This window comes from Algibacter pectinivorans, assembly GCF_900112595.1.
GTDB classification, from domain to species: Bacteria; Bacteroidota; Bacteroidia; order Flavobacteriales; family Flavobacteriaceae; genus Algibacter_B; species Algibacter_B pectinivorans.
This window is the reverse complement of sequence record NZ_FOMI01000004.1, coordinates 255,970-269,774: the sequence shown is the minus strand read 5'-3', so window position 1 is coordinate 269,774 and position 13,805 is coordinate 255,970. Positions and strand designations below refer to the sequence as shown.

Annotated in this window: 6 protein-coding genes; 1 reads left to right on the top strand and 5 read right to left on the bottom strand. The window is 33.1% G+C overall.

From position 1 onward, the window contains the following. Positions 1 to 33 precede the first annotated feature (33 nt). Complete coding sequence (locus BMY96_RS08250; protein WP_092851222.1) at positions 34 to 3,099, bottom strand: SusC/RagA family TonB-linked outer membrane protein; 3,066 nt, start codon at positions 3,097 to 3,099, stop codon at positions 34 to 36. A gap of 979 nt (positions 3,100 to 4,078) precedes the next feature. Between BMY96_RS08250 and BMY96_RS08245 the strand changes: the two genes are divergently transcribed. Next, entirely contained in the window at positions 4,079 to 6,310 is a 2,232-nt protein-coding gene (locus tag BMY96_RS08245; RefSeq protein ID WP_092851220.1) for a beta-glucosidase family protein, read from the top strand. A 160-nt stretch (positions 6,311 to 6,470) separates the two neighbouring features. Here the strand turns inward: BMY96_RS08245 and BMY96_RS08240 are convergent, their stop codons facing one another. From BMY96_RS08240 to BMY96_RS08225, 4 genes are all read right to left on the bottom strand, one after another. Continuing rightward, positions 6,471 to 7,877, bottom strand: coding sequence for an endo-1,4-beta-xylanase (locus BMY96_RS08240; protein WP_245750570.1), 1,407 nt, complete (start codon positions 7,875 to 7,877; stop codon positions 6,471 to 6,473). Positions 7,878 to 7,946: 69 nt separating this feature from the next. Beyond that, positions 7,947 to 9,077, bottom strand: a complete 1,131-nt coding sequence (locus BMY96_RS08235; protein ID WP_139205233.1) for an IPT/TIG domain-containing protein — start codon at positions 9,075 to 9,077, stop codon at positions 7,947 to 7,949. 9 nt (positions 9,078 to 9,086) lie between these two features. Beyond that, positions 9,087 to 10,604, bottom strand: coding sequence for a RagB/SusD family nutrient uptake outer membrane protein (locus BMY96_RS08230; RefSeq protein WP_084063154.1), 1,518 nt, complete (start codon positions 10,602 to 10,604; stop codon positions 9,087 to 9,089). Positions 10,605 to 10,624: 20 nt separating this feature from the next. Beyond that, positions 10,625 to 13,780, bottom strand: coding sequence for a SusC/RagA family TonB-linked outer membrane protein (locus tag BMY96_RS08225; protein WP_092851218.1), 3,156 nt, complete (start codon positions 13,778 to 13,780; stop codon positions 10,625 to 10,627). Positions 13,781 to 13,805 lie beyond the last annotated feature (25 nt).

Below are 13,805 nucleotides of genomic sequence, written 5' to 3'. Positions count from 1 at the left end.
TTAAAATTAAAATATTTTTTATTTAGTTTACATTTAAAATGTAACATTTAGACTAAAATTCACCGATTTTACCGTTGGATAATTACCAAAATCAAAACCTCTAACCGTATTACTTGCTGTGTTATTATTTCCAGCAGAACCAAAATAATTAACTTCAGGGTCTAAACCAGAATAATTTGTAATAGTCAATAAATTTTGAGCGCTAATAGACAATCTTAGTCTCTCAACACCTATTTTTTCAATAGCTTCAGAAGGAAAATTGTAGCCTATGGCTATATTTTTCAATCTAATATAACTTCCATCTTCAACAAAACGAGAAGACACTTCTCTAAAACTATTGTTACCTACTCGAGGTTGGTTAGTGCTCGTATTTGTAGGTGTCCAAGCATTATTAAAATACCCATAAGTCGTATTAGCATCACCATTGTTTAACTGTACTTCAGTCATATTAAAGATTTCTCCACCTTGAGAACCTTGAAAAAATATGTTTGCATCAAAGTTTTTATACCTAAAGCTATTTGTGATACCCCACGTAAAATCGGGGTTAGGGTTACCAATAATTTTTCTATCATCATTAGTAATATCACCACTTTCATCTAAATCTAAAAATAAAGGGTCACCAGCTACACCGTCTTCAATTGTTGCAGTACCTTCCGGAAACGCCCCACCTTGATATACACCTGCGTAATCATATCCCCAAAATTGACCTACTTCTTCACCCTCTCTTAATAAAACATTGTTATTAACACTAAAATAACTTGGAGCACCATTTTGAAAATAATCATCGCCGTTTATTAATTTCTCTACAGTATTTTTATTTTTTGAGAAAACAAAATCAGTAGTCCAACTAAAATCATCGTTTGTAATATTTCTTGTATTTAAAGAAATTTCAAATCCTTTATTGTTAATTTCTCCAACGTTTTTTAATATTTCATCATTGTAGAAACCTAAATACCAAGGCAACCCTCTATCTATCATTATTAAATCTTTGGTATCGATATTATAATAATCTAAAGAAAGTGACACTTTATTGTTTAGTAAACCTAAATCTAAACCTACATTTGTTTGATAAGACGACTCCCACTTTAAATCTGGGTTGGCCGGCTGGTTTGGAGTAACTGAAGCAACTGTTTCGCCATTGTTGGACGCATAAATACTAGCTAAACTGGCTAAAGATTGATATGCACTAATTGATGGGTTACCGGTAACACCATAACTAGCTCTTAATTTCAAATTAGAAATTGTTTCGCTATCACTTAAAAAATCTTCGTTAGAAATTTTCCATCCTAAAGCTGCAGATGGGAAAAGCGCATATTTTTCATTTTCGGCAAAGTTAGAAGCTCCATCACGTCTTACTGTTGCAGTAAATAAATATTTATCATTCCAATCATAATTAACCCTTCCAAATACAGATTGAATTTCTGTTTCATTTGTATAAATATCACCAGCTTCACCATTAAGTAAATTTGTAGCAGTATATAATCCATAATAAGAAAAAGTGTCTGAAATGGTCCCAGTACCTTCACTATAAAACCCTTTATTAGTCGTTTTTTGATACGAATAACCAGCCAATAAAGTTAAATTTCCATTTCCAATGTCTTTGTTATACGTTAAGTAATTTTCACTCAAGATATTTTTAGTTTTATCTTGAGTCATAATAGCTCTTCCACCAACGCCTCCAGCTGTAACTTGTAAGGTACGAGGCAAATAAAGTCCTCTAAAATTATTATCACTACTTAAACCAAAGGTTGTTTTAAAAGTTAAGCCTTCAGCAATTTCGTAATTAGCATAAAAGTTTGCTCTAAATTTTTCTGTTTCCGTATCATCATCTCTTTGTGTTGCAACAGCCCATGGATTATCTACTGGATCTCCAATTCTGTCGTTTACAGAAAAAGTACCATCATCGTTATATACGCCTTGGTCTGGAGCAAAACGCATAGCTAAAGCCACAACATCATCACCACCTGCACCAACACCGTTTGCACCTGTAGATTGCGTAGCAACTCCATTCTTCTTACTTAAAGTACCCGTTAAATTAAGTCCTAATTTTAATTTATCGGTTACTTGTGCATCTAAATTTGATAGGAATACTGCTCTTTCAAAACCAGAATTAACCAGTATACCATCTTGCTGAAAATAAGTACCAGAAGCATAATAATTTACTTTTTCAGAACCTCCAGAAAAAGACAGTTGATTATTTGAAGTATTTCCAGATCTGTATATTTCATCTTGCCAGTCTGTATCTGCTGATCCTTGAGGAAAAAGATTCGTATTACCTTGATTTGCTCTTATCTGGTTTTGATAATCTGCAAAATCGTTTGCATTCAATAAATCTAATCTATTTGAAGTATTCTGAATAGCATAAGTAGAATTGAATTCAACATTTAGTTTACCCTTTCTACCTTTTTTTGTAGTTACCAAAATAACACCGTTTGAACCTCGTGAACCATAAATAGCAGTTGCAGATGCATCTTTTAAAACTTGAAGGTTTTCAATATCTCCTGCTTGAGGCATACTTCCACCAACAAAACCATCTACAACAATAAGAGGTGAACTACTCGCATTAATAGACGTATTACCTCTAATAGAAATACTAATAGGAGCACCTGGCTCACCACCATTATTAGATTGCACGTTAACACCGGCTGCTCTACCTTGCAATGCTTGTTCGGCATCTAAGACAGGAAAAGCCGTTAGCTCATCTGATTTAACTGCAGATACAGATCCCGTTAAATCACTCTTTTTTCTGGCACCATACCCTACAACCACAACCTCATCTAGCGCCGCTAAATCTTCAACTAAGGCAACATTAATTGTATTATTACTTCCTACTTTAACCTCTCTAGCGACGTATCCAACATAACTAAAAGATAAAACGGCATCGCTACCACTTACGTTTATAGAGTAATTACCATCAAAATCTGTTGATGCTCCTGTAGTTGTTCCTTTAACAATAACATTAACACCTGGAAGTCCTATACCATCTGCTTCAGAGGTAACCACACCAGTTATTGTCTTTTGTTGTGCATTTAAATTTAATGCAAAACAAAACCCTATTAATAATAGAAGCGTCTTTTTTAAGTTTCTTATTTGTCTCATTAATTTAGTATTTGTTTAATATTAGTTCTGGAAAACCAAACTGGTAAACCACTTTGGTTTGCCAAATATATGTTAAAAGTATTTTATAACAAAATTTTTTTTTCAGATTTTTAGTTGTGTTTTAGATATTTAGCAGAAAAACTCTTGAAAATAAAACGCGTATAACAACTAAACAACTGTAAGGTCTAGACACAAAGAACTTAAACAACACTATTTTTTTTAACAATTATTTTACTTCTATAAGAATAAACAAAAAATGACGCTAGACTTGTGTTGAAGTAAAAAACAAGCATTAACTACATTGTTTGATAGATGAATTACTAACACAGAAAAGTCGTTTATAATGAGGTTTTTAATTTGACATTTATTTTTTACTTTAATATTACAATGCACTACTTACAATGGTCTAATTAACATTATAAGTAAACCACCAAAATTTTTAATTTACAAAAATTATAAAGCATCTACTAGCCTAACAAACCTCTATTTCTAATTTGATGGATGCTAAAATAGTAGTAGACTTCATCTTCCTGCACTTGCATATACAATAGATTAAAAGACAGATATTTTATTAAATAACTTACATAACCCTATTTAGTATGTTATCACTTTTTTTATCAATTCGAATGTAATTTTAACATTCATAAAGTCATTAAAAATAAAGCCATAATTACTAATACATAAAACCATAAAAGAACATTATAATTATTGAAGATTTTTATGCCATACCTGATCGCACTCAATTAAGAAACCAAACACCAAAACAAGTTAAAAACCTTGTTTAAAAAATAAGTTAATTATTTTGTCTTAGAAACTAAGCACTTAAAAAAGTATGTTGTAAAAATTTTAAAACACGACACTAACACCATTAAACAATATAAAATGTATTAATTGCAACATATGTTCTACTTAATGCTTCATAAATATTTATTTTATTGGCAACAAGAAGGTAGTTTTACACTACTAAATATTTTTATAAATGAATAGAAAAAAAACACTTAAAAAAACCGTTAGAAAAGCACTAATTTTAATTTGTGTTTTCTCAATAATCCCTTTTGGCTTTGCTCAAAAAAAACGTTCTAAATTAATTAAAAACGATAACGGTGTCATAGAATCTAAAATAGACAGCATTTTACCCTTGCTTACTTTAGAAGAAAAAGTAGCTATGTGTCATGCGCAATCTAAATTTAGCACCAAAGGTGTTGAAAGGCTAGGTATTCCAGAAATATGGATGTCTGATGGTCCGCATGGCGTAAGAGCCGAAATAAGCTGGGACTCTTGGGATTACGCTGGTTGGACTAACGATTCTATTACTGCTTTCCCCGCGCTTACTTGCTTAGCAGCATCATTTAATCCTGATATGGCTGCCCAATTTGGTAAAAGTATTGGAGAAGAAGCCCTCTATAGAGAAAAAGATGTTTTACTAGGTCCTGGTGTAAATATATATAGAACGCCTTTAAACGGTCGAAATTTTGAATATTTAGGAGAAGATCCTTTTTTAGCCTCTACATTAGTTGTACCGTATATTAAAGGCGTACAAAAAAATAACGTAGCTGCTTGTGTTAAACATTTTGCTTTAAATAACCAAGAACACTGGCGGAGCTCTATTAATGTTGAGGCTAGTGATAGAGCGTTACACGAAATCTACTTACCTGCTTTTAAAGCTGCTGTACAAGATGCTGGTGTTTGGGCAATTATGGGAGCTTATAATAAATTTAGAGGGCAATACACAACACACCACGAATTACTTACAAAAAATATCCTTAAAAAAGATTGGGGATTTGATGGTGTTGTTATTAGTGATTGGAGTTCTGCACACAATACTATGGAAGCCGCAGTTAACGGATTAGATATGGAAATGGGAACTGGCACCGATGGTCTAGGTACTACAACACTAAATCACTACGAGTATTACTATTTGGCTTCCCCGTTTTTAAAAGCCATCAAGGAAGGAACTATTGAAGAGTCTGTTGTTAATGATAAAGTAAGACGTATTTTAAGATTAATGTATCGTACTAACATGAAACCAAATAGAGGTTATGGTCGCATAAACAATAAAGAGCACCACGATGTAGCTAGAAAGGTTGCACAAGAGGGTATTACTTTATTAAAAAACACCAACAACTTCTTCCCTATTGAAGATAAAGAAGGGCTTACTATTGCGGTTATTGGTGAAAATGCAACGCGCTCTATGACAGCAGGAGGAGGATCTTCTGAACTAAAACCTAAGTTTGAAATCTCTCCTCTTGAAGGTTTAAAGCAGCGTTATAAAAAAGCTAAAATTATTCACGCTATGGGCTATCACACCGGTCCATCTGTTTACGATAATATTATACCATCTAAATTAAACCAAGATTCCCTTAGAATAGAAGCTATTGAAACAGCTAAAAAAGCAGATATTGTCCTATATGTTGGCGGTTTAAATAAAAGTCATTTACAGGATTGCGAAGGCGACGACAGACAGTCTTATTATTTACCATATGAACAAGAAGAGTTTATTAATCAATTAAAAGCAGTAAATCCAAATTTAGGTATGTTATTGGTTACCGGAAATGCTGTTAAAACTCCTTGGCTAAATCAAGTTAATGGTTTAATACAAACTTGGTATTTAGGTAGCATGGCTGGATATGCTATCGCAGATGTAGTAAGTGGAGATGTAAATCCTTCTGGTAAACTACCTTTCTCCTTCCCAAAAAAATTGGATGATAATGGGGCACATTCTTATGGCGAATTATCATATCCTGGCGATGGCACTAACCAATATTATAAAGAAGATATTTTAGTTGGTTATAGATGGTTTGACACTAAAAAAATTGAGCCACAATATGCCTTTGGTTATGGATTATCTTATACAGAATTTAGTATATCTAATATAAAAACAGATAACACCAAATACAGTATAAATGATACTATTACTGTAACTTGTAATGTAACCAATATAGGTAAACTTGAAGGCGCCGAGGTTGTACAAGTATATGTTGGCAAACCAAAATCTAAAGTTAAGCGAGCTTTAAAAGAACTAAAAGGGTTTCATAAAATACTACTTAATAGCGGAAGCTCTAAAAATGTAAATATTAATATACCCGTAAGTAGCTTAGCATATTATGATGACTCTATGGCTAACTGGAATATAGAAAAAGGAGATTATATTGTATACGTTGGCAACGCATCTAATAACATAACCAAACAACTAAAAGTAAGTATTAAATAATTATTGAGTTAAATTACAAACATATAAGCTCTATTAAGTCTAGTAATATTTACTAATATATTTTAAAGTTACCACCTTAATAAAATTTAATTTATAAAAAAACATCGTTTAAAAATTGCTTTTTAAACGATGTTTTTACAGTAAAAACAAATAAACTACCTTAATCTAATCCTTCTAAAAATCCAGTATGAGCACTTTTTAGTTCGAATTTATTATTGTATAGTAACGGCCAGTCATTCCCCGGATGGTTTAAATCTGTACTATAAGGAATCCAAGATTCATTGTCTTTAAACCCCCATACAGTTAAAGCATATTTATTTACAGCGGGAAGTGCATTATAAATTTTCACTATTTCTTTATATTTTGCTTTTTGGGCTAAATTTCTTTCTTCTGTAAGGAAAGTGATATCATTATTTTGATTTACTTGGATATCCAACTCTGAAACGTGAACTTTTAAACCTTTAGCTACAGCTCTATTAATATCGGTTTCTATTTGCATTTTAGTTGGACTTAGATACGTATTATGCATTTGAAAACCTACACCATCAATGAGGTTACTTGCTTTTAAATCATCTACTATTGTAAACACTTTATTCTGTTTAGGTATATTAGTTGACGTTGCATAATCATTATAAAATAATAATAAATCTGTATCACCAGCAGCATTTGCAGCATCTCTGGCCCACTGATAACAATCTTTTATATAATTAGCACCCATTTTTTGAAGAAAAATAGTGTTTCTCATGTCACCATTATCAGCAACAGCCTCATTTACAACATCCCATGATCTTACTTTTCCTGCATAACGTGTAACCACATCGGTGATATACTTTTTTACTTCTAATGCAAACTCTACATCTGTACCCGAAAAAGTAGACAACCAATTAGGTACTGCATTATGCCAAACTAATGCATGCCCATGAACATTTATTCCATTGTCATTACCATATTTAACTATCTTATCGGAGGCCTGCCAATTGTAGGTTCCACTTCCTGTAGAAATTGGATCCATTTTCATTTCATACTCCGCCGTAATACTACTAAATTCATTTTTAAGAACCGTATTATACGAACTACCTTCGGTTAATTGATTCGATTTAACAGCTACACCTACAAAAAAAGGATTAGCTAAAGCATTAGCTTTAACTTTAAGAAAAGTGGGGTCTTCGGGTTCTTCTGACATAACCCCTGTAGTTGTAACCGTTATAACATTTGAATGGCTAGTTATTTCGGCACCTCGTTTAGCACTTACTCTATAATAATAGTTTGTTGCTGGTAAAAGACCTGTAACAACAAGTGTGTTTTCTTGAACAGCAACCCCCTTATATTCATTAAGAATAGTAGAAAAATCGCTAAACTCTGAAACATCAATTAAATAACTGTCTGCTTCGGACACCAAAACCCAATTAGCTTGAAAAGAATAATCTGTAATATTACTAGCTGTTGAAGCAAATGGGATGTTTAACATAGTCGAAATTTCTGGAGAGCTGGTGTCATCCTTACTACAATTTAGTAGTGCAGCCATTAAAAAAAAGGCAATACTAACTTTTAAATTAAGTGTTTTCATATTTTTTTGTTTAAAAAAGGTTACCCTTTTTATAGAGGTAACCTTTTTATTATATTATTTTCAATTAAGTTATTCTTGTATTCTAAATTTAATATCGTCGAATTTAACGCTAGAAGATGTACCATTATTAGGTAACGAAACCTTTACTTGCAAAATCTCCGAAGGATCTACCTTTTTTGTATCGGTAGCTGCATTTCCAGGTGTATAACCCGACCCAAATTGATCTAACGGTGCAGAGACTTCCTGCCATCCACTTGTAGAAACACTAAAATTATAAGCCCAAGTATCTAAAATTACATCAAACGTTGTACCTACATCTGCATTTACCATCATTTTAAAAATAACTTTAGAAGCTGTAGTAGCTGTACTTGGTAAAAATGCTCCAGCTTCGTTATTTTGACAGCCGTTGTATCCGTTTGTTGTATCTCCGTTATAATCATATTGAGCACTATTACCGGTTTGCCCTGTTGCTGTTACAGACAATGCACCTGCATCTCCATAAAACCCCCAAGTACTGGTATACAAACCATTACCATCAAAATCTTCAAACAAATAATCTACAAAACCAAAATTAATATCTAGAAATGTAGTATTTGAAACCCCTGGCCCAGCAGGAACAAGCTCAGTACTACCTGCGCTTGTAGTAATAACAACGTGAGCTCCTTCTGTAGCACTGGTTGGTACAATAAAGTACATTTCTTTATCTGAAACTAATGTATAATCTAACGGTTCTCCTCCAAATGTAACCGATAAAATATCAATAAACCAATCTCCTTTTATTGTTACTTTGTCTCCTAATTTAGGGTTTAGTGCACTAAAATTTGCAAAAACAGGAGCAGGTTGTATAATATTTATTTGAGAATCAATTACCCCATTTGCTGTAACAAACTTTATAGGTTGAACGCCAAAATTATAGGGGTTTTCAAAATCAAAACTAGGTATATTGAAAAAAATAGCAACATCCGAATTTAAATTAGGATTAAAAGAAACATCTAGATTATTATCTAGAATAATTTGCTTTAAGCCAGATAAATTTACTCCTTCAACCTTTAGTAACTCACCCGGCGTACCCGAAGCATTTGGATTTGTTTGCGAAACAAAAGTTGTTATTGTTGGTAATTGAACATTATCTTCTGAACACGAAAACAGTACAGCAACAAACATTATTATTACAAGATTTATTTTGAAAATATTTTTCATAATTATTATTTAAAAATTAAACGGAACTGGCTCAGCAGTTAAATTAACATTAATACTTATAGCACCTGCTGGTAAAGGCAAAGTAAAGTAATCATCAGTAGGTGATACCTTTATAGAAACTAACTCGGTTCTGGCCCCATCGCCATAAAAACCTCTTTCTTGCGCGGCAATTTCTGCTAATGCGTCTGCTCTATTTCTTCGTTGTAAATCAAAATAGTATTGTCCTTCTAACAGAAATTCAATTCTTCTTTCTTTAAACAAGCTAGTTTGAGTAATTTCGGTTACTGCCCCTAAGCCTGCACGAGAGCGAACTCTATTAAAAGCTAATAATGCTTCACCATCTGAAGTAGAAACACTTGCTCCTAACTTGGCTTCAGCTAGCATTAATAATATATCAGCAAAACGCAGTACATTTGTATTTTGTTCTGTTCTCATAAAGCAAACATTATAGCCATCTTCGGCAGAACCTACAATATATTTTCGAAAATTTAGTGCGGTTTGAGATGGTAATTTATCAAAAGTATAACCTCCTTTTTTACTTAATAATTCTGGATAAACATCGCCATCAACCATAATGGATGGTTTTCTTCTTTTATCTCCCAATTCGTACAACCCAGGTAAATCAATAGTTGGCATGTAAGACCCCCAACCATCGCCACCACCAGTAATACCAGAACCTGACGGAACAATAAAAGCTTGTTCGGTGTTTTGAGTACCCCATTCATTACAGTTTACCGTCCATTGTAATGAAAACAAACTTTCCTTACTATTATTAAAATTAGGATTATTAAACAAATTCCCATAGTCTTCCAATAAATCGTACTTTCCACTATTTATTACCTCTCTGCATAATTGGGCGGCCTCATCATATTTTTGTAAATTTAATTTTACTTTTGCAAGCATTCCCATTGCCGAGTATTTTCCAACTCTTCCTATTTTTGGGTTCTCCGTCAACTTTTCAGAAGCATCTTCCAAATCCATCTCAATGAATTTATAAACGTCCGACTCTAAATTTCTAAAAGCATTTATACCGGAAGAGTTTTCATCATAAATTGGAACTGGCCCCCATATTCGTACTAAATAGAAGTAAGCCGTAGCTCTCATAAATTTAGAAACACCAATCCCTTGAATATAAGCATCCTCTGGAATATTTTCTTTGTCATTAATTAAATCTTGCATTAGAGAATTTGCTTGATTTACTACAGAAAATAGCCCTGTCCAGTTACTATTTAAAACGGCATTATCATTCAATACAGAGGCTTCTGCAAAAGGCCTAAATTCACCATCGTTTGCCCATACATTTCCTGCATAGGTATCTCCTTGGGTTATCATACCTTTAAAATTATAATCAAACCACCCTTTAGTGTACATTCCGTTTTGAATGCCTTCATAAGGTGATGCTCCTGGCGGTAAACAATCTACGCATAATGTATTCTCAGACCTCAAATCTGTAAAGTCTCCTGAACACGATGCAAAGAAAAGAATCGTGGTAACTAGCATTAGTGCTTTTTTTAAGTGCTTTCTCATAATAATCAATTTTAATGTTATTAAAAAGCTAGATTAACACCTAGCGTTATTGTTTTTGCTAAAGGGTATCTACCCACGTCTAAGCCAGCGTATCTTATATCTGAATTTCGGCTTCCAATTTCTGGATCTAGACCAGAGTATTTTGTAAACGTAAATAAGTTTTGTCCTGAAAGATATATTCTTGCTTTAGTAAAGAAGTTTGTTTTACTCAAAATACCTTGATTAATATTATACCCCATGGTTATGTTTTGAATTCTAATATAAGATCCATCCTCTACAAATCGATCGGAAACGCGAGTATTTGAGTTTCCATTTCCTAAATCAATTCTTGGAATATTTGTGTTTTGAGCTAAATTTGCGGCGTCATCTAGAGTAACTCCGTCTGGCAAATAATTTACAACAAAATGGTTTAATGCATCTGTTGTTTGATTTTCTCCTATAAAACGTAGTGCTTCGGTATAAAACCTATTTTGATTGTATATTTTATTTCCATAAGAACCGTTTAATACCACACTTAAATCGAAATTCTTATAGCTAAAACTATTGTTGATACTAAAAGTAAATTTTGGAAGCGCAGAACCAATATAGGTTCTATCTGCTAGAGTAATCTCTCCGTCGTTATTTAAGTCTTTAAATTTAATATCTCCTACACTGGTTTTTCCTGGCACCTGAACTGCACTTTCATCTACTTCTTCTTGAGTTCTAAAAATCCCATCGGTTACAAAACCATATATTTGCCCTAACGCCTTTCCTTGTTCTACATAACTATAAAGCAATTCTCCATCTGACTGCGGAATGTTTGCTGTAAGTGGTTTTGTACCATCATAAAACTTTGTTAGTTTGTTGCTAAATGTTGAGAATATAAAAGTGGAATTCCACGATACATCTTCTGTTTGGTAATTTCTAGTATTTAAAGTTATATCAATACCTTTATTAAGCATTTCACCTACATTTTCAAAAGGTAAAACTCTACCAGCGGTTCTGTCGTCAGCCGGTCTTTGAATTAGTAGGTCTGAAGATTTTTTTTGATATACATCTAGGTCCAATTTAATGGCATCATCTAACAAACCAATTTCCAAACCAATATTTACTGATTTTAGAGTTTCCCATTTTATATCTGGGTTTCCATCTACAGAATAAATATAAGATAGCCCACTCGATGAAGGTACCGCTGAAAACTGTGTTTGATATAAAAAACTTGGAATATTTTGATTACCTACCTCACCATAGCCTCCACGCAATTTTAAATAATTTATGGTACTTGATGACGACTTCATAAAATTTTCGTTGGATATTGTCCATGCACCTGAAACGGCAGGAAAATACCCCCATTTATTATTAGGCCCAAAGTTTGAAGATGCATCAGCTCTTAACGATGCTGTTAAATAATATTTATCGTTATAATTATAATTAGCTCTCGCAATGTAAGACTGCATAGCCCAAGCAAAACTTTGATTATCTACCTCAGAGGTAGATTTTAAACCCAACACTAAGTTATCAAATTGGTTGTTTCCTTCAAGTCCTCTTCTGGACCCTCGTATGTATTCAAAATCACTTTTTTGCCTTTCTTGTCCCAAAACCACATTTAAACTATGTTTATCAAAATTTTGATTGTAAGTTAAATAATTTTTAACGTTCCAATAATAACCTTGATCCTGTTGCTTAAGCGAAGAATTTACCTCATTGGCAGCAGTACCTATGTTATTGTAAGTAGGAATAAAAACTCGACCATCTCCAGCATTTAAATCGTAACCAAGTTCTGTTCTAAAAGTTAACGGTTTTAAAAGTTTAATTTCTGCAAATAAATTTCCGTTTATTTTGAACTTTTTATCTCGATTGTTTACAAATTCTGAATATGCAACTGGGTTTACAGCTTCGTAATTATTGGCTGCTCCATTTACCCCACCACCGGGAGCTCCAAAACTGCCATCGGGATATCTTACTGGTATTAATGGGCTTAAACGTAAAGCCGATGATACTATACCGCCTCTATCGTCGTTTTTAACAATACGTTGATTTATGCTGCTTAAGGATACATTGTTACCAACCTTAAGCCAGTCGTTAACTTTTGTATCTATATTTAGACGCATAGAAATTCTTTCAAAGCTAGTATTAACAATAACTCCATCTTGTTTAAAATAACCTAAGGATGTATAATAACGCGTATTATCTTTTCCTCCGGAAATAGAAACCTGATTATTGGTTATTAATGCTTTTCTAAAAATTTCTTCTTGCCAATTTGTACCCTTACCTAGCAAACTAGGGTTTTGGAACTCAAAAGGAACCTCTCTATTATCAGATTTTAGCAGGTCGCTCGTGTATTGAGCGTATTGTTGTAAATCCATCATATCAATATGTTTTACGACCGACTGTATACCTGTATAGTTATCAACCGAAACCGTTGACTTACCTTTACTTCCTTTTTTAGTGGTTATTAAAACAACACCATTTGAGCCATTGGCACCATAAATTGCTGTAGCAGATGCGTCCTTCAATATATCAATAGACTCTATATCGGACATATTTAAACCTGCTAAAGCAGAATTAACATTTTGGCCGGATCCACCTCCTGTAGCCGTACCTAAATCTAAAGATGTGTTATTTCTATCTGCAAAAATTGGTGTCCCGTCAACTACGTATAATGGTTCATTACCATTAATGGATGTAACACCTCTTATTTTTAAAGAGACACCACCACCAGGGGCTCCTGAGTTTTGGGAAACCGTAACACCTGCTGCTTTACCAATTAAAGCTTGATCGACAGATGTAAAAGGCTGATCTCTAATCTCATCTGCAGATACAGAGGAAATAGCCCCTGTTAAATCTTTTCTTTTAGATGTACCATAACCAATTACCACAACTTCGTCTAATTCTGACGTATCTTCTAACAAGGTAACATTTAATATACTTTGACCTTTGTATAGCACTTCTTTTTTTGCAAATCCTAAGTAAGTAAATACAAGAATATTATTAAGGCTAGCGTTACTAATAGTATATTTTCCATCAAAATCGGTTATGTTTCCTGTTGATGTTCCTTTAACTAGAATGTTTACCCCAGGCAAGGGCATTCCAGACTCATCGGTAACAGACCCCGATACAGTTTTTGTTTGTGAAAAAGCACTTTGTGTACAAATCATTACTATGGTAATGACTGCCAATTTAAACTTCATCTTCATGTTAATTATAGTTTAAGTTATTAAT